Consider the following 18328-nt stretch of genomic DNA (forward strand, 5'->3'; position numbering starts at 1 on the left):
TGCACAATTTCAAATTTACAAAATGTAAGACGAGTAAGCAAAAAATGAAGGTTTTTTTACTTTTCAGAATTAATTATTAACGACTCAATTCCTTAGTTTAAAGGATACCATTTTCTAAAGGCAAAAATCATTAAAAACAACCAGGAATAACCAAGACAAAACCCACCTAAAACGTCGCTTGGAAAATGAACCCGTAAGTAAACCCGACTTAAACCAATGGTCAATGAAAGCGAAATCAAAAATATCATCGCGATATATTTCCAGACTTTCGGTAAATCGGTCAACCAAATAAAATAAGCCAAGGTTCCATAAAAAATAAAACTAAAAGTCGCGTGACCACTCGGAAAACTAAAATTCTCTTCTTTGTGAATGAGCGGATAAGGTGGTCTTGGTCTTGCAAAAAACATTTTCATACCATAGATGAGGAGCAAACCTCCAACTCCGGCTAAAAATGTAAAAATAGCTTTTCGATAGAATTTAAAAATAAGTAAAATAATGATCAGAAAAGGATAAACAACTTTTATAAAGGGTGTAGAAGAAAACTGCGTGATCAAAGACATAAATCCTGTTAAGCTATTCCTTATGACATACTTATTGAAAAATTTGAAAACCAGAAAATCAACATTGTCTTCCTTTTCAAGAACCATTTCATCGGTAATTTCCACTAACAGAAATAAAGCTATAAGAAGAAACAGCAGTGAAATGAGCAGTTTCGCAGAATTATTTGCGTAAAAATCTTTCAAAAATTGAATTTTCATGGCACCGATAGATTATTCTATTACAATTTGAGTAGGTAATTTACTTTTATAATTTTAGAATATTTACTTTTCTTCCTCAAAATACAGTCGGTAATATTTTCCGTTTTCATCCTGACCTTGTTCGATCATTTTTCGATCGCCATGAACGTAGATAGAAAAATTCTTATCCAGTTTGATGACACTTTTAAAATACCGTTGGTTTTTCTTCACCGCGGTTTGATTGATAGGGAATTCTTCGGAAATCGAAACCTGCATTTCCTGTTCATAATCGGTTTTGAAGTTAATAAAACTTTCAATCACATTTTTATCTGCTAAAACTTCATTGGTAAATTCTTCGAAATCAAAGGTTTCTTTTTCTTTAAAAAAAGTGAGTGATTTGGTCAGAAAATCAGCTTGATCGGGTTTGCTTACATCAAATTCTTGCGGCAACTGTTTGATCACAAAATCTTTGAAAACGGAAAGCGTTTCCTGGGTGTGAAAATATTCGTCATCGCGTTGTCGAACTTTCAAAAAATCTTCAAACCAATAATATTGATCGCCGTTTTTATTATTATCAACCACTGAAATTGCATAACCTGTTTCTTTATCCGTATTGTAAATCAGGCAACCTTTGTCGAGTTTTGCAAGAGAAATTCCGTAATCTTTTTCTATTTCATAATTTTCATCAATCGGTAGTATTTTCAGGAAGGGGTTTTTATTTTCTGTCTTAAAAATCCCGATGGAATCGATCTGATTTCCTTCTTCAGTAATGCCGCCTTCAAAATAAACGACAAATAATTCGCCACCTTGAATTCGTGGATTATCACTGATCTCAAAAAGATGTTTTGCGATATTTTCAGATTCAAATCTGAATTTGTCTTTTTCTTCAAAAATTTCTGAAACAGAAGAATAGACAGGATTTAAGGACAAATAAGAATCACTGTAAAACTGAAATTGTTCTTCAGATTTAAAGGCATTGAGAAAGTAATCGGTTAAGAGTTCCTTCATGTCGTCATCAATTTGCAACTCATTTTCTGAGAGAAAAAGATTTTCCTGATTGACTTTATTTCCGACTTTGTGAACAATGATTTTAGAGAGCATTTTTGAAAATTTATATAAGTGCAAAGATATTTTTAAAAGATTGAAGCAAGAAATTTTTAGACCAAAACATCTGCATTAATATTGAATTGATAGCTAAGGTTTTTAATATCATTAAAGATTAGATGGTTAAAAAAGTACCAAAAAGATACTGATAACTATCTGACAATAAGATAATTACAAGGTAATATTAATTCTAAACAATTTTGCCTTTTCATAATAAATTGATTATCAGTTTATTAAATATTAAATCATCTGATTTGCATGTCCTTTCTAATAGTTGGTTACCCAAAGATATTTACTCCTTAAATATTGAATATCATGAACCAATTAACTACGGGCATTTCCAAATTTTTATTATTTGAAATAGTAAAAATATCTTTAGTGGAAATATTTCACTTTCAATCTTTCTCAGAAATTTTTCTATTAGTAGATTTATGTAAACATATTTTTTATTTTAGAATCTTCATTCTGTAAACATTTTAACTTATTTATTTAATAAGATTAAAAAGTTAAGTTGTTATAAAAACTATTAAAGTTTCCAAATATTTATTTGTATGGAATTATTGTTGTAGGGAACACCGCGACTTATACATTAATCAAAAAAAAGGAATATGAAAAAGGAAAGCGTTATAAACACAAAGAAAGTTTTAGTTGCTGCATTATTTTTAGGAGCAGTAAGTTTCGGATATGCACAAACCGAAACTGTGGCATCTGAAACTGTCGCAAATACAACAGCTCAGGTTCAGGCACCGCAACAAAATTCAACAATCGAAACGTTGAAAAAACAAATTGAAGCCAATCCTAATGATACGGAATCTATTGTGAAACTAGCAACTGCTTATCAAGATGAGAAAGATTGGAATGGTGCATTGGAAACCTGGAAAAAAATGTCGACTTTATTACCAGATTGGGCTCCATCTTATTATAGCCAAGCGTATGTTTATCAAAGCATGAAAGATGATGCCAATGCAAAAATGGCTTACGAAAAATATATCGCAACAGTAAAACCTGCAGAAGTGGAAGCGAGTAAAAAGAATTTGGGTTACGCACATTTCTTTGTCGCATACAAACTGCAGGAAACCGATAAAGAGCAAGCGAAACAGCATATCGGAAAATCACTGGCATATGACCCAATGAATGCGGAGGCAATGAAACTTAATGAATTTTTAAAACAATAATTTAAATACCTCGATTGAGGTATTTTTTTTGGCATTTATCAAAAAAATTCCCCAAGTTTTCACTCGGGGAATTTCTATTTATAAATTTTAAAGTCTTATTTCACTTCTTCAAAAATAACGACCATTGTAAATCAATTATTTACATTTTTATGGTACAAATAAGGTATTGAATAATACAAGGATTTTTAACTAAAAACATCTAATCTACTACTAATCATCGCTTTATACTTTTCTTGATTTTCTGAAGTAAAATTAATCATTCTCTTATATCTTTATGGTGAATTACGTTTCCTATTTCTCATTTCTCAATATCCTTTATTGATGCTGGAACTAATTTATTGCCAAACATCAATAGTACGTGATTCACTTTTGCTAAACTTAAATTATCCTTTCCTTGTTCTATTTTTCTAACCACAGTTAAAGCTACACCAGCTTTTTCAGCAAATTCCTGCTGTGTAAGGTTGGCTTCTTTGCGTTTATCTTTGGTAAATTGCGCTAAATTTTTATACATTATTATATGCTTTTGCAAGTATTTAGTACAAATATATAAAATTATATGCAATTACATATATCGATTATTAAGGGGTATGTTTTATATGTGATGAGATATAAAAGACTTGAAATTATTAGAGCAAGTTTTAAGAAAATATTCAATAAAAATAGCGAACCCCTGCTCGCTTCATAAACTATTGTAACTATTATAACATTAATGCTCTACGTTACTATTTTCTAATTATTCTGTCGCAAATATGGGAGATATTTGCGACAGAATACATTAATATTTGTCTTGGATGCATTGATATCAATGCTTACTTATTCCGATTTAACACACTTATCACCAATCGCTTCACCGTTTCCATTTCATCGGGTTTACTAGATGCTATAAATAGCGTTAAACTCGCTAAAGTATCATTGCTAATAATTAGTTCTTTTTGAGAGTTGTAAAGCATTCTATTGGTTTGTAAAAACTTCAAAAAACACGCTGCAGCAATTCTTTTATTGCCATCTACGAATGAATGATTTTTCACAATTAAATATAAAAGCATCGTCGCTTTTTCTTCAAGAGTTGGATAAAAATCATTTTCGCCAAATCCTTTTTCTATCTGTGCAATCGAACTTTGGAAATTTTGATCCTTTTCTTTTCCAAAAACCTGCGAATCAAAATCTACAACCATTTGATTGATGAGTTCCTGATAATCTTGCCTTGTAGGATACAGTGCTTGTTTCTTCGTTAAACCTTTTGAATCCAATTCTTCGTGATCGTAGTCATCTAACAATTTCAATCCTTTAGAAAAAACAGATAACCATTCATTTTCCTCCAATTTTTCTTCAATCGCTCTGCTTAAAATCTGAATCCCATTTTTCAAAAGTTGAACTTCCTGTTCTTTTTGGGCTAATCTTTTTTCGTTAATGGCGTAACCGTTTACCAAATAATCTTTTAGAATACTATTTGCCCAAATACGGAATTGGGTTCCTTTTGATGAACTCACTCTATAACCAACGGCAATTATAATATCTAAATTATAATATTCAATATTTCTCGTAATTTCTCTTCCTCCCTCTATTTGAACTGTTGCATTTTTTGCAACAGTTGCATATTCTTTTAATTCCTTTTCTTTATAAATATTCTTAATATGTCTAGATACTACTGATTTGTCCCTTTCAAATAACGCAGAGATTTGATTAAGATTTAGCCAAAGTGAATCATCTTCGTATGTTACTTCAACTCGAACCTGATTTTCTGCTTCATAAATAATTATTTCATTCATATTAATTTCTCTTTTTGTGCTAATCTTTTTTGGTTGAGGGAATAACCTTTTACCAAATATTCTTTTAGAATTTTGTTTGCCCAAATACTAAATTGAGTTCCTTGTTTGGATTTTACACGGTAACCAACAGAGATAATGACATCTAAATTGTAATATTTGATTTTATATTTCTTTCCATCTGAAGCAGTTGTCAAGGATTCCTTGACAACTGAATTTGAATCTAATTCTTCTTCTTTGAAACAATTATTTATATGCAGACTTACATTTTGTTTTGTTTGCTTGAATAATTCGCTCAATTGACTTTGGGATAACCAAACAGTATCTCCTTCAAACTTCACTTCAAGCGAAATACCAGATTCTTGTTTTGGTATATTTCTATTTGATTTTCTGTGTCCATAATTTTAAAATACAATGTAAATATCGGAAAATTCAATTGAATTTATCTTCTTTATTACAAATGACAATAAGTGCATTGTGTTGTACTTATCTTGTTTCGAATTTGCTTTTATCAAATTAAATTTACAATTCGTGCATTAAACAGCACTTTTAATTGTGTAAACCAAATAATTATGTAAATTTGTATTCAAAGTGCAATATATGACACTATCTTATTTTATAGAACAAATCAAAGAACGTAGAAAAATACTTGATGTCACGCAAGAAACCCTTGCGGAAATAGCAGGTGTCGGACTTCGAACCTTGAAACAATTTGAAAGCGGAAAAGGAAATCCGACACTCGAAACATTACAAAAAATCTGCGATGCTTTAGGATTTGAAATAAAACTGGAAATTAAAAATATTGAACATTGAGAGTCGCTAAAGTCTTATATAAAGGTCAACAAGCAGGAATTCTTGAACAAAATAATGATGGGAGTTTCATGTTTAAATATAATGAAGATTGGCTGCAAGACAGTACCAAACCGCCAATTAGCTTAACACTTCCAAAAGCACAAAAAGAATTTTCTTCAAAGGAATTATTCCCATTTTTTTACCATCTTTTACCAGAAGGTGTCAATAAAAAAATGGTTTGCAGAACCTACAAAATTGATGAATCCGATCCTTTCGGAATTCTACTCAAAACAGCAAAAACGGATACAGTTGGAGCGATTACTATTGAAAGAATATAACATGGAAATGCCCAAAATAAAATACTGTCCTGGGAAATTGACGGAAGGTTTCGAAACTTACAGTCCGATTGTTTTACGGAAAATGTTCAATGGTAAAAAAATCAGTCCTATGTTATTCTATCCTTCTCCATCAGATTCTAAGGAACGTTCGGTATTTAATGAAAATCAATTGCATATTTCTATCTCTGGTTTTCAAGAAAAATATTCTTTGATTATAGAAAATTCTAAATTAAGATTGACCAATGAAGATGAATGCGGACAATATATTTTGAAACCGATTTCAGATTTGCCGAAAAACAGTGAATTTGCTCCAGCCAATGAACATCTTACTATGCAAATTGCACAGCAAATTTTCAAAATTGAAACAGCAGAAAATGCGCTCATTTTCTTTCAAGATGGTAAACCTGCATATATTACAAAACGCTTTGATGTTAATAAAAATGGTGAAAAATTAGCCGTTGAAGATTTTGCTTCACTTCTTCAAAAATCTCCTGCAACCCACGGAGAACAATACAAATACAAAGGAAATTATCTGGAACTTTTTGAAACATTGAAAAAATATGTTCCGGCAACAAAAGTGGAAGCTCCAAAACTTTTCAAATTGATCCTCTTCAATTATTTATTTTCTAATGGAGATGCTCATTTAAAAAACTTTTCTTTAAAAGAAACCGAACAAGGAGATTTTAAATTAAGTCCGGCTTATGATTTATTGAATACAAAAATTCACATTGCAGATGCTGACTTTGCCTTAAATGAAGGACTTTTACCAAAATCTATCAGCAAAGGAAAAATAAAAGATCAGTTTTTTTTATTAAGTCAAAAAGCCGAAATACCAGAAAAAACAACTGCCAAGATTTTCAAAAATATCACTTCACACGAAAAGGAAGTCATAGAATTGACGAATCGTTCTTTTCTTACCGAGCAATTAAAAAGAAATTTTATACAAAGTTATCAGGCGAAGTTGAAGAAGTTGGGTTGAGCGTATTGGTTGATTAAATTTCTTTACTTACATATAATTCTGCCATTTTTAAATCTCGGAAAATTTAAAATTTAAAACTTATCCAATTCATTTCTCAAAAACTCATAAATAACAACCATTCCGTAGGTATCTCTCTCGCAATATTTTAATAAATTTTGTCTTAATTGTTCTGTGTTTTGAGTTTCATCTAAAATACTTTCATGAAATAATGTACTTGCACTACCACCATCGCTAATTTCTAAATCATCATAAGAAAATTCAGGTGCAATTGCGGGAAGTACAGATTTAATGGAAGCCGAATTTCCCATCGCCGGCAAATAATACCATCTTTTATTAAAAACAACCAATAAATCTACAATTCTATCTATTAAACCAAAAAGAAAAGCAGCATCTTCGGGGAAATCTTTTGCCAATTCTTTCAATCTACCCACTTCAAAGCTTTGATTATAGGTTACAATGCTTCCCTTATCCAAAAAATCCAATTTCATTTGGTCTATCATTTTCTTTCTTGGATCTGTTTGTCCATTGGTGAAATCTTTCGGATTCGCCAGAAATTCTTTGTGAGAAATCGCTTTTTCACCTTCTAAAATATGCAGCGAATATTGAAACGGAATTTGTTGATAAGGTTTTGTTCCATCTAAAACTGGAATTGCCGCAAAAATAGTTTCAAAATCAAAAAAATGAAGCGGTTCTTCCCAAGAATTTAAGAACTCTCGAATTGCCGGAAAATCCTTATAGGATTCATTATTTTTAATTCCATTTACCTGCAATTGCTGAGCAAAAGTAAGATTATAATCTTCTGGAATATCTGCCAATTTTAAAATTCCATCATTATACAATTGCCAAGATTTTTTTCCGGCTCTCGTCAAACCAAAGACAGAATTTTCAGGAACGTGTTTCCAGCAATGGTGGGCAAATTCGCATTCAAAAGGATCGCTGCAATGCGCACCAATTTCTATAACAGGTTCTTGTTTTGAATTAAGAACTTGAAGCAAATTTTCAAAATTTAATTCAACCCAATCTTGCATTTCTATTACTTCATCGGTAATGTTTTCAAGATGGAAAAATTCTGAAGAAATTGCGCCATTTTTTACATATTGATTGTTGATGTGCATTAAAAAAAATTGATCTGGAACACATCCCGATTTCGACATCACATAATATTGAAAAGCCGCATCTGTATAATGATACTCTTTTACAGAGGTGCTGCTTTTAACTTCTATCGCCCAAATTTCATCATCATTTCGATGTAAAATATCGAGCATTACCAAAGTATTTTCCGTAGCAAAAGTAGCTTCGTAGATTGTTTTCTTTTTTTCTGCAATCCATTTTGTAGTTTGTTGAATAGATGTTGAAAAATCTGAAAAATCTTCGGGCGTTGCATCTTCTCCATTCGGAAAACAATTTTGCGCCAAACTTCCGACGGTATGTCCTAAATCAAAAATCTGCTGAGTTGCTTCACTTACAGGAAGTTTTAGATCTTTTCTGAAATATTCAAAATAGATTTTTTTGGAACATTGAACTCCAGAAACAAAACGGGATTTAGAAATACTTTTCATTAAATTAATCTTTATAATTCTCCATCATATTTTTCACTTCATTGCTCAAATGTTCTCTCAAACTTTTTGGCGAAATGACCTTTACTCTTTCTCCGTGTGAAAGTAGTTCACGTTCAAAATCATAGGTGGGAAAAATGGTCAACTGGATGCGAAATTCTTGCTCATTATCTATCAAAATTATTTGAGAATGATGCATAGGAAGGGTTTTTATGTATTGTCCTTGCTCTGGATCGAAAGACAAAACGATTTCTTCTACTTGTTCATTATCACCATAAATAATCCCAAAAGAATGTTTAAAATAGTTTTCAATATCAATTTTTTCAGGTTTAAAACTTGAGTTAGAAATTTCCAAATCTGAAATACGATCCAAACCGTAGGTTTTTAAAAAAAAATCTTTTCCATCTCTTTCATTCGCCAATAAATACCAACGATTACGGAATTCTTTCAAAGCGTAAGGTTCGATCGTTTTTTTATAGGAAACACCTTCCCAAAATTTGGTATAATTGAAAGTAATTATTTTTTGATGCGTGATGGTGTGAACCAAACCATTTAACCAATGCAAACCTCGGGATTTTCTTTGCTCAAAAAACATTACATTTTTCTTCCCTTTCACTTCTCTGTACGCTTCTACCAAAAGAAGGTTATCAAAAACATCTTCGTGGTATTCATCTATTTCATCATATTCAATCGCATAAGTATTGCTGGAACGACGGTAGGAAATATTAATCAGAAAAACTTCCAAAATTGCTTCTTTGTCGCGAAGGAAAGTGCGTTTTGTGAATTTTAATTCTTCAATTCCTTTTTCCTCATATTTTCGTACAAGATAATCGTTGATTTCTTCGTAAGATGCGCCTTTATCTTTTCTTCTTCTCAGAAATTCTTCTATAAATTTCAAGCGAAGCATTTGTTCTTTTTTTGCCATTTGGATTATTTTATCGGGTAAAGATAATAAAGATGAACGACAATATACGGCGTTTAAATAAGAGAGATTTTAGATTGTTCAACGAGGAAGTTTCGGTCTAAACAGTGGAATAGTTCCAAAACTTTCTGCATCAAAAATTAAATTAACACCTTCACTTTCCAGAATTTTAATGCTAATTAATAAGTCTTCTTTGCAATTTTCATCCTTATAATTACTATTCGAATCATTGAAATAAACTTTTACCATTTGGAAAACATCATCGTGTTGTAAAGCAATTTTATAAACGTAATAAGATTTAACATCATAATTTAGAAAATCCTGAAAATCCTCATCTTCATTTTTAATGAGTTTATTATATTTTTCTGGAAATCCTTCGGTTGAATATTGATGCTTCAACCCATAATAAAAAATGGTGTTGATGATTTGAAAATCGTAAAATTCTAGTTCTTTTACGTCATCCAATGAATCCGTATGTTGAATTCTAACAATATTCTGTTTTAGTTGAGCTATTAAATCAATGGTTTCCATGTTGTTAATTTAGTTCAGTTTTCTGTTTAATTTAGATAAATTTTGTTGTTTATAATTTCATTTTAGATAGAATCATCATTTTTAATGTAAATAACCAATGTTAATGCAATTATACTTTGATTATTTTCTTCTATATATCCCTCTGGAATAATTTTAAGCAAATATAATTCACGACTACGCCAAAATAGGACACAGTCAAAAAAAAAGTTTGTTAAAGATTTTTTAGAAAATTTTAGAAGTTAAATCAGCAATTATTTCCGAATGATTTTCCTTTAAAAAAGGGTGCCAACTTTCTGGCGAAAAATAAGCAGAAGAATGTTTGATAAAAGAAATATTCGTTTTCAAACCATCGATTGTTACGGAACTTGTAGCAGGTTTTGCAGAATTGATCTTGTTGTGGTAGATTCTTTCTGTTCTTTGGATGTTTAAGGAATCCATCATTCTTTCAAAACTTGTGGCGCCAGTTACGCCGATGAAAACGCAATCTGTAGGTTTTAAAATTTTGATGATCTCTGCAAAAACTTTCCAACCTTCATCAAAATCTGTGTTTGTAGGTTGTTCGGTTTTGTTTCCGTTGAAATTGCTGTAATCCATCGTGCGTTGTACAAAATTGTAGAAAGCCAAGTTTTGCCACAATTTTTCTTTGTTGATGGTAGCATTTCCAAACATTGCTTTCAAAAAATTGTCTAATGCCAGATGTTTGTAATAGTTTTCTATTTGCGTTTGCTGCACTGCATTTCTGGTAAAATTTGCACTGTTGACCAATGCCAAATCTTTCTCGTATTGCTCCTTTGTTTCGCCTTGTGCATACTGCGATTCTGCGATGATGAGCAATCTTTTGTCTTGCGCAAAATAATCTTTCCCAATCCACGGAAGCCATTTTAGGTTTTGGATTTTTTTGAAATTTTGGTCTTGGGAAATATTGATATTGGATGTCATTATTTTACATCTTTAAAAATTATAAGTAATATCAATATTAACAATATTTAAAGTTTCAATTTTACTTTTAAAGTTAGTTGAAACACTAAAAACAGGTGAGGATAATTTTGCGGAAATCTCAAGTAAATTATTATATTCAGAAGTAATCTCAGTTATGACATTTTTTTTTGTTAGTAAAACTCCTGATTCACTAGAATCTCTAAAATCTATCAGAGATAGAAGTTCAGTTTCATGTCCTAAATAATGGTCTTTTATAAATTTTCTACAGTCCATTAAATTCTTTTTTAAATCAAAATTATCTTGTAGTTCGACATCCTCATGTATTTCGTATTCTTCTTTATATTTTTCTTCTTTTTCTGTTTTGATTTTGATTTCTGCATCTACCAGATTATACGAAATAGTTCCATCAGCATTAGTTATTAATCTCTTCTCTTTCTTAAAAGTAATTTTAGTATCAATTTTTTTTGCACCTAGATAAAAGCCAATTTTTCTATAAAGCGCAATTTTTTCTGCGATAAAATAATTTTCACCTTGACTTTCATGAACATATGTGTTTTTTCTATAGGGGTGAAGATAATACACAGAATTTTCTTTTGGTCTTCCACCTATAAGTTCAAAATTCTGTGAAAAATCTTCTACATCATAGTCTATTGATTTAACTTCAATTGAGGAAGAAAGTTGATTCTTTGTTGGAAGTTGATATTTATATCCTAAAGCATTCTCATCCTTTTGAAATAATATAATTTCAGGGATTTGTTCGTTCATTTTTAATTGTATTTTGTTGAGTTTTATTAGATTTTGATATGAGATAAATTACGGCAGAAGATAATATTAAAGCGAACAACGTAACGCCAATAAAAATCCGCAATTTTCTTTGTAGCATAGAATTTTGTTTTATTTTTATTACAATCTCCAGTGTCATTTGATAATCAATACTTTTATTAATTACTTTTGAATCTTGAATAAGTAACTCTATAATTTTTTCAAGATTATCTATTTTGTCAAGAAGATACATATAAAAAATACGCCTTCCCTTATCATCTAAATCTTTGTAATGCGAAGAAAATAAAATTATATTATCTTTTTCACTTATAGTAATAAATCCATCTTTGTACAGTTTTTTATAATCTTTTGTATCGGAGAGTAATTCAACATATTTTAAATTCTCTGGATTTTTTGATAGAAGTTTTCCATCTACAACTATATAATTAGTGCCATCATTGTGCTCGTTTTGTGATAATAAAATACGTTTCATTATTTTTTAAAAATTAAATCAGTTATTTTTATTAACTCTTCTTTGTTAGTGAGATTAATGGGAGTTATTTTTTCTATCAGTCCTTTGTAAGGCTTTTCCCTAATTAATTTTCTAAGATTTTCTAACACTTTATTCTTATCTTCTTTGCATTTGTCAAGGTGTGAACCAAAAATCAGAAGTTTTTTTTCTGATTTTTTTTCAAAGTATTCGTTTAAATATAAAAATCTGCTGTTACACTCTCGCTGATAATCAATTTCATCAAAATATCTATTAATGTCAAAAAAATAAAAAATCATATCAGATTTGTCCATTATTTCATGATATTTAATTCGATAATCAGACATACCTGGAATATCAAATCCTGAATCTACGTTAATTTTATCTCCAGATGAAGTTGTAAAAATGAATGATTTATATTCATCATTCACTGCCGTTTTAGCCATATTCTCGTGATATGGAACACCTCTTAAAAAACATAGAAATAATGTTTTTCCTGCTGCATCCATTCCTAAAATACCAAGTTTGTTTTTTGCTGGATCAGAAAAGAAATCTTTTATGTTTTTTTTATATTTTAAAAATATAATAAGCAATGGTATTCCCGCAAATGCTATATTTATAATCCAGATAAATGGCATATTTTAATATTTTTTGTTTTTTTTGATTGTTACAAAGCCACCGCATGTTTCCCTTTATTGCTTCCATTTGGATGGCGATGGCACGAATTTATAACTAAATTTTTTATTGACGATGCAGATGTGCCACAATATTTGCAACTATATTTTGTTTTTTCAATGCCTTCATACAATTTATGTTTTCCCTTGTTGCTACCGTTTGGATGATGTTGGCAAGAACTTGCCGTTAATGTAGCAATGCTGGTTGCTTTTGTTCCACAATATTCGCAGTAAAAATTTGCCATAGTTTTAATTTTTGACAAATATAAATTCTAACACCGACAAACGAAGTCCGTTAGAAAAAATATATTGACAACGTTTTTTAAACATTTACAAAATATTTAGAGCGGGTAATCAAACTCCATCGGTAAATTCACCAGATTGTAATTCTCATCCAACAAACTTCCATTAATAAAGGTAGTTTCGTTTAGCGTTTCTTGTCCAGAAGCCTCATGAATATGCCCAAATAAATGAAATTTTATTTTTAAGTGATTTACGGTTTTTAGTAAATCTCCACATCCTGCATTGATGTTTGAAGTTGTTTTATCTAAAATTCCATTTGGCGGACCATGCGTTACCAAAATATCTGTGTTTTTCGGAATCTTTTTCCAATATTTTTGAATCGGTTTTCCGCGGTCTTCGTTAAATGCCCAATTGAAAAATGTGGGTGTAATTGGCGAACCCCAAATTTTAATTCCTTCTATTTCTACTCCATTATTGCACAAATAATGACAGTTGGAAGTCAGTTTTTGCTGAATAAATTTCATGGAATTTTCTTCAAAATAAAAATCGTGATTTCCGGCAATAAAAATTTTGTGAGCATAGTCTAAACGAAGAAACCAATGGATAAAATCTTCCACTTCATGATCTCTCCCCATTTTTGAAACATCTCCACCATGAATGATCACATCTCCTTTAGGAAGGTTTTTAAGTTTGCGATGTTGTCCGTGTGTATCGGATATAAAAACTATTTTCATTGGAGTTATTTTTCTTTAAAATCATTTATAATTATCCCGGAAGTTTCGGTCTAAATGGAGGTGCAGCTTCCCAATCTTCTTTATTGAAAGTTAGATTTATTTTATCTTTTTCTAAAATTGCAATTGATATTACAATTCCTTCTCTGCAAAATTCATCTGTTTCTAGAGCTTCCGTACCAAAAAAGGAGACTTTAACCAATTGAAAAACATCCTCATGCAGTAAAGAAACTTTGTACACATAATATGATTTCACATCATAGTTTAAAAAATCTTCAAAGTCTTCATCTTCATTTTCTATTAAATCTAAATATTTACTGGGAAAATCATCTGTATTATAATTTTTTGAAAGACAATAGTTATAAATTAAGTTCATGACATCAAAATCACAATCATCCATTTCTTTTAAGTCGTCAAATGATTCTGTAAACTTTATTTGAGCTATTTTTTCTTTTAATTCAATTATTTGTTCTGTAATTTCCATATCTGATTTTAGGTTTTGATTACTATTATATTTTGTGATTCTTTTCAATTCTATACTACCAAGATCTCATCTATTCTTATAAATGTTAGCTTTGTATTTCTAAAATACCTCTTATCAATTTTCATCTGCTAGATCTTCAATTTGTTCTAAATCTACATATTTTATCCAAAACATTCCTGACTTTGAAATAAAATATCCTTTGTTTGAATCTAAAAGAATTATTTTATCATCGCAAGCAATTTTCATGATCGAATTCATCATGAACGTTCCATCAAAGAGCAATTCCCACGACTTTCCGCGATCTGTCGATTGAAGTAAATGCGATGAATTTGTAGAACATATTCTTATATAATTTTCTTTGAATTTGATGATTTGTGACATTTTTCCTGTATAGATTATGTCGCAATTTAATTGACCATTGAGACAAAATAGAACAATCTAAAATAAAACAGTTTAAAATGCTTGTGATTGTTTAAGGACTTGTTTTGTCGGGTTCAGCGTTTATATTTGAAGCAAAATGAACTACCCAATTTTAAAAATCGAAAGATTGTCGCAAACATCAACAACTAAATTTTGTTTTATGGAGAATATATTCGTGTATTCTTCTGAAAACTTTTATGGTTTAATTGCGTATAATTTCAAAACCATAATCCCACCCACCTATGAAGAGATTTTACCCGCATTTACACATCACTTTTGGGGTTGTAAAAATGAAAAATGGAAGCTCCACAATTTTGAAAATATTGAAATTAATAATAAACAATTTGAAGAAGTGGAAACATTCCAGAATGGATATGCATGTGTGAGCAAGAACGGAAAGACTTTCGGATTTGTCGATCGAAATGGAAATTTTAAAATTCCAGCCCATTACCTGAAAGGGCAACATCTGGGAAATTGCCTTTTTGCTGTGGGAAAAGACATCCAAGGAAAACTGAAGTACGGAATTATCGATTTGAAAGAAGAGTTAATTTTACCCTATTTATTTGATGAAATTCCTACTTTTACAGATGTTGCACTTTTGCTTTTAAAAAGAAGAAAGCCACTTCGAGAGTGGCTTAGGTTGTAATTTAATTGCTGTATTTTAGTTGCCAATTTTTAAAAGCGTGCAAAATCAAATTACAGTATGTTGAATGTTTAATAACGCGATTATTAGGATGGTAAGCATTTAAAAGTAAATGATTTTTGTTTTGATAAATATGTAAAGAGTTATTTTCTACATTTTCTTCCAATTCTCCGAATGAATTGAAAAAATCATCGTCGAAAAAATTATAAGTTCCTCCAAAAATAATTACTTCAGGATTAATCATTTTTATTTGTTCATGTAGTGCAATTTTATTTTCAGAATAATATCTTTTGATCAAATTCCAATCTGCTAAACTTCCACCGGGAATCTTTTTCACGTTGATATACGCTACTTTTTCCATCACATTAATAATTGATTGATCTTCATAAAAGTTTCCCATAGAATCCCAATCTTCGCCGGTAAAAATACCATTTGTCGTATACACAATTGAAGTAAAAGTGTTTGCCCAACCATCAGTGAGACCAACTTTATTTATATTTTTTAAGTTTTTGAGTGCATCTCTCATAGTCCAGCCATGTTCTTCACTATTTGCTTCTTTTAAAATCCATAAAATTTTAGGCGAAGATTGACTATACTGTACAAAATCAACAATTCCGTCATAAATTACTTTGTCACCTTCAAACAATTGATCATTGGCTTCTTCAGCCAATTTAAATTTCTCTAATGTCATGTTTATTTGTTTTTTATAAAATTACATTTATTTATTAGTGCATTAACCATTAAATTGATCTTTACTTCAATTCTTAGCAAAAATGAATTTAAAAAGATTTTATTTCTGCTTATTTAGGAATTTATTTTCGTCCAATCGCGACCTTCTGTAACAGACCGAAATTTGCCAATTGAAGTCTTGGCGAAAACAGTTGCACCTTTATTTCCTAACTCAAAAAACGACCCTAATTCCGCTGATCCTTCAAATACGACGCTCCAAGAAATACCCGCATTATTAGACACTAGCAATTGATAAGGATTTTCGGATGATATTTTTATAAGCTTAATTCCGATATAAATTATTTGTGACATGATTACATTTTTAAAGTTAATAGATAATTATTCATGGTATTTGAATAGCACTGCAAATACTATGGATGAAAAGTATAACACCAAAAATATAGGGAAGAACAGCAAGAGTCCTTTTAACAGTGCTAATTCTATCACATCCGTAGATTTTGGAAGGAACATTTTCCACTCAAGTTTTCTTTCTACATTTAATTCTGCAGTTGGAATTTCTTCAAAGAAGATTTCAAATATTTTTTTCATTTGTAGATTTTATTTTTTTTAAGGTCAAATGGTATCGCCTTACTGGTCATAGGTTTTTTCTTACAAATTTGCTGATAGCGATTTCATCATTTGTTTTTTAGAATCCAATTTTACCTCTTACTTCCCCACTCCATTTTTCATTTTTACAGAGGTTTTTAATTTCTTCAAAATGAAGTTTTTCACCCGATAGAATTTCTTGCATCGCACATTTTCGAGCAATATTTTCCATTTCGCCACCAGAAAAATTAAAACATTCTGCTAATGTTTCACTTTCTTTTTTTGATAGTTGCGATAGTCTTTCACGCCAGATTTTTGCCGAATTTTCTGTCGATGGTTGCTCAAATTTTACTTTAAATAAAAACCGCCGTTCAAAAGCGGTATCCATATTTTCTACAAGATTTGTGGTGGCGAAAAGAATACCTTCAAAATTTTCCATTTCTTCTAAAATGATATTTTGAATCGCATTTTCGGTATCTGCAACATTGCTACTTCCAGCAGATTTTCGTTTGCCAATAATTGCATCTGCTTCATTGAAGAGCAAAATGGGACACAATTTTTCTGTTTTTTTCATGTCTTCATATTGCGTGAAAATCTTTTTCACTAATTTCTGACTTTCGCCAAACCACATGCTTTTGGTTTCGGAAATATCTACTTTAAAAATATTTCGTCCAGAATTTTTTGCCAATTGAAATACACTTTCTGTTTTACCAGTTCCAGGAACGCCGTGAAGAATGGCGGTAATCCCAATTGCCATTGCTTTTTCTTTTAATCTATTTTGCATTTCTTTAAACTTCTGATCTTCCAAAATAGCGGAAATTTGATCTAATTGCGTACTTTCATCTTCATTAAAAAAGAGTTTTTTCTGTTGAATATTTTTAGCCAGAATCAATTTTGAATTTTCATTTGAAACGTCATCTATTAATAAATCTTGGTGATCGCGTAGAAAAGTGATAACTTTTTGGGTGAGTTTTGCGTGTGGTTTATTGGCGAAGCTTTGATTGGAGATTTCAATTAAACCCAACTTGCTCAATTTCGTTTCTTTATTAACCAATTTTTTAATATTATATAAAGCTTGGCTTTTTTGTTTAAAATAATCGTTAACCGTGGATTGAATATTGGTATTGAAATCGTTATCACCACAACTGATGGTGTCCCAAATTGCATCTAAAAAAAAGAAGGTTTCGAAAAGGTCGAGTTTGTAATTTTTGATTTCCCGAAAGATCGGCATGTGCAAATTTTCTTCGCAAAGCGTTTCTATATAATCCGTAAAATCATATTGATGAATCATATTTGCATCCAACTGATCGCTCATTCCATCAAATTCTTCGAGCAAATCCACAAAATTTTTCTCTTTAGTACAATTTTTATTCTGAAAGATTTTTAATGGTTCATTTTTGGAAATCGTGTTGATCACGGATTGCGACAATTCATAGGTGGAAATTTGTCTTTTCCGGCTTTCTTTATTCATCAAAAGATTTCGTTGGTACAAAACTTCAATGGCTTCTCGATATTTGAGCACTTGAAAACTGGTCATTCCGAAATACTGAAATACTTTTGTAAAGGAAGCTTCCTCAAACCACGAAACAAAAGCATTTGCAAATAAAACAACTTCTATTTTATTCAGTTGTAAATACGGACAAAGCGATGCCAATTCTTTTTCAATCGACTCAAAAAGAGGTTCACGAAGATGAGAATATTTAGAAAATTTGTGAATGGTTTCGATACATTCTAAAACGTTGAAAGTGATTTTTGTTTCCATGCTTT

25 protein-coding genes are annotated in these 18328 nt (G+C 30.5%); 5 read left to right on the top strand and 20 right to left on the bottom strand.

Going from position 1 to position 18328, the window contains the following annotated elements:
• Positions 1-92 precede the first annotated feature (92 nt).
• Entirely contained in the window at positions 93-758 is a 666-nt protein-coding gene (locus OA86_RS15180; RefSeq protein WP_052257358.1) for a phosphatase PAP2 family protein, read from the bottom strand.
• Positions 759-821: 63 nt separating this feature from the next.
• Positions 822-1838, bottom strand: a complete 1017-nt coding sequence (locus OA86_RS02705) for a nucleoid-associated protein (protein WP_039348505.1) — start codon at positions 1836-1838, stop codon at positions 822-824.
• Between the two features lie 611 nt (positions 1839-2449).
• Between OA86_RS02705 and OA86_RS02710 the strand changes: the two genes are divergently transcribed.
• Positions 2450-3016: a tetratricopeptide repeat protein gene (locus OA86_RS02710; protein ID WP_039348507.1), complete on the top strand. Its 567-nt coding sequence runs from the start codon at positions 2450-2452 to the stop codon at positions 3014-3016.
• 298 nt (positions 3017-3314) lie between these two features.
• On the opposite strand, the gene OA86_RS02715 is transcribed toward OA86_RS02710, so the two are convergent.
• The 3 genes from OA86_RS02715 to rhuM form a co-directional block, all read right to left on the bottom strand.
• Positions 3315-3527, bottom strand: a complete 213-nt coding sequence (locus OA86_RS02715; protein WP_039348509.1) for a helix-turn-helix domain-containing protein — start codon at positions 3525-3527, stop codon at positions 3315-3317.
• A 298-nt stretch (positions 3528-3825) separates the two neighbouring features.
• A complete protein-coding gene (locus OA86_RS02720; RefSeq protein WP_039348512.1) occupies positions 3826-4785 on the bottom strand; it encodes a virulence RhuM family protein/type II toxin-antitoxin system death-on-curing family toxin in 960 nt (319 codons plus the stop codon).
• A complete protein-coding gene (gene rhuM, locus OA86_RS02725; protein WP_074781392.1) occupies positions 4782-5081 on the bottom strand; it encodes a RhuM family protein in 300 nt (99 codons plus the stop codon). Before rhuM ends, OA86_RS02720 begins: the two co-directional genes overlap by 4 nt.
• Before the next feature lie 301 nt (positions 5082-5382).
• Here rhuM and OA86_RS02730 point away from each other — a divergent pair, with 301 nt between their 5' ends.
• From OA86_RS02730 to OA86_RS02740, 3 genes are read left to right on the top strand one after another with little or no spacing between them, the layout of a single operon-like run.
• The gene (locus OA86_RS02730) at positions 5383-5595 is read left to right on the top strand and encodes a helix-turn-helix domain-containing protein (protein WP_039348518.1); all 213 of its coding nucleotides are present in this window, start codon (positions 5383-5385) and stop codon (positions 5593-5595) included.
• Positions 5592-5912: a HipA N-terminal domain-containing protein gene (locus tag OA86_RS02735; protein ID WP_039348521.1), complete on the top strand. Its 321-nt coding sequence runs from the start codon at positions 5592-5594 to the stop codon at positions 5910-5912. Before OA86_RS02730 ends, OA86_RS02735 begins: the two co-directional genes overlap by 4 nt.
• Positions 5833-6891, top strand: coding sequence for a type II toxin-antitoxin system HipA family toxin (locus OA86_RS02740; protein WP_311316315.1), 1059 nt, complete (start codon positions 5833-5835; stop codon positions 6889-6891). The genes OA86_RS02735 and OA86_RS02740 overlap by 80 nt, the downstream gene beginning before the upstream one ends.
• 71 nt (positions 6892-6962) lie before the next feature.
• On the opposite strand, the gene OA86_RS02745 is transcribed toward OA86_RS02740, so the two are convergent.
• The 11 genes from OA86_RS02745 to OA86_RS02790 all read right to left on the bottom strand — a co-directional run bounded on the left by OA86_RS02745 (position 6963) and on the right by OA86_RS02790 (position 14604).
• Positions 6963-8450: a DUF2779 domain-containing protein gene (locus tag OA86_RS02745; RefSeq protein WP_039348524.1), complete on the bottom strand. Its 1488-nt coding sequence runs from the start codon at positions 8448-8450 to the stop codon at positions 6963-6965.
• A 4-nt stretch (positions 8451-8454) separates the two neighbouring features.
• Positions 8455-9372 (bottom strand): helix-turn-helix transcriptional regulator, encoded by a 918-nt coding sequence (locus OA86_RS02750; protein WP_039348526.1) that lies wholly within the window; start codon positions 9370-9372, stop codon positions 8455-8457.
• Between the two features lie 78 nt (positions 9373-9450).
• A complete protein-coding gene (locus OA86_RS02755) occupies positions 9451-9900 on the bottom strand; it encodes a hypothetical protein (protein WP_039348530.1) in 450 nt (149 codons plus the stop codon).
• 222 nt (positions 9901-10122) lie between these two features.
• Positions 10123-10839, bottom strand: a complete 717-nt coding sequence (locus tag OA86_RS02760; RefSeq protein ID WP_039348532.1) for a hypothetical protein — start codon at positions 10837-10839, stop codon at positions 10123-10125.
• A 12-nt stretch (positions 10840-10851) separates the two neighbouring features.
• Entirely contained in the window at positions 10852-11604 is a 753-nt protein-coding gene (locus OA86_RS02765; protein ID WP_039348536.1) for a hypothetical protein, read from the bottom strand.
• Entirely contained in the window at positions 11585-12094 is a 510-nt protein-coding gene (locus OA86_RS02770) for a hypothetical protein (RefSeq protein WP_039348538.1), read from the bottom strand. The genes OA86_RS02765 and OA86_RS02770 overlap by 20 nt, the downstream gene beginning before the upstream one ends.
• Positions 12094-12729: a GTPase domain-containing protein gene (locus OA86_RS02775; protein ID WP_039348541.1), complete on the bottom strand. Its 636-nt coding sequence runs from the start codon at positions 12727-12729 to the stop codon at positions 12094-12096. The genes OA86_RS02770 and OA86_RS02775 overlap by 1 nt, the downstream gene beginning before the upstream one ends.
• A 29-nt stretch (positions 12730-12758) precedes the next feature.
• Entirely contained in the window at positions 12759-13010 is a 252-nt protein-coding gene (locus tag OA86_RS15480; protein ID WP_074781391.1) for a hypothetical protein, read from the bottom strand.
• A 96-nt stretch (positions 13011-13106) separates the two neighbouring features.
• Positions 13107-13742, bottom strand: a complete 636-nt coding sequence (locus tag OA86_RS02780; protein ID WP_039348544.1) for a metallophosphoesterase family protein — start codon at positions 13740-13742, stop codon at positions 13107-13109.
• 31 nt (positions 13743-13773) lie between these two features.
• Positions 13774-14223, bottom strand: a complete 450-nt coding sequence (locus OA86_RS02785; protein WP_126340449.1) for a hypothetical protein — start codon at positions 14221-14223, stop codon at positions 13774-13776.
• A gap of 114 nt (positions 14224-14337) precedes the next feature.
• A complete protein-coding gene (locus OA86_RS02790) occupies positions 14338-14604 on the bottom strand; it encodes a beta propeller repeat protein (protein ID WP_039348550.1) in 267 nt (88 codons plus the stop codon).
• Positions 14605-14803: 199 nt separating this feature from the next.
• On the opposite strand from OA86_RS02790, the gene OA86_RS02795 reads away from it, so the two are divergent.
• A complete protein-coding gene (locus OA86_RS02795; RefSeq protein ID WP_169743938.1) occupies positions 14804-15289 on the top strand; it encodes a WG repeat-containing protein in 486 nt (161 codons plus the stop codon).
• A 1-nt stretch (position 15290) separates the two neighbouring features.
• On the opposite strand, the gene OA86_RS02800 is transcribed toward OA86_RS02795, so the two are convergent.
• The 4 genes from OA86_RS02800 to OA86_RS15185 all read right to left on the bottom strand — a co-directional run bounded on the left by OA86_RS02800 (position 15291) and on the right by OA86_RS15185 (position 18323).
• Positions 15291-15977, bottom strand: a complete 687-nt coding sequence (locus OA86_RS02800) for a hypothetical protein (RefSeq protein ID WP_052257359.1) — start codon at positions 15975-15977, stop codon at positions 15291-15293.
• A gap of 113 nt (positions 15978-16090) precedes the next feature.
• A complete protein-coding gene (locus tag OA86_RS02805) occupies positions 16091-16327 on the bottom strand; it encodes a hypothetical protein (protein WP_039348557.1) in 237 nt (78 codons plus the stop codon).
• 27 nt (positions 16328-16354) lie between these two features.
• Complete coding sequence (locus OA86_RS02810) at positions 16355-16564, bottom strand: hypothetical protein (RefSeq protein ID WP_039348560.1); 210 nt, start codon at positions 16562-16564, stop codon at positions 16355-16357.
• A 97-nt stretch (positions 16565-16661) separates the two neighbouring features.
• A complete protein-coding gene (locus OA86_RS15185) occupies positions 16662-18323 on the bottom strand; it encodes an ATP-binding protein (protein WP_052257360.1) in 1662 nt (553 codons plus the stop codon).
• Positions 18324-18328: the final 5 nt, after the last annotated feature.

The organism is Kaistella jeonii, from assembly GCF_000812865.1.
GTDB lineage: Bacteria > Bacteroidota > Bacteroidia > Flavobacteriales > Weeksellaceae > Kaistella > Kaistella jeonii.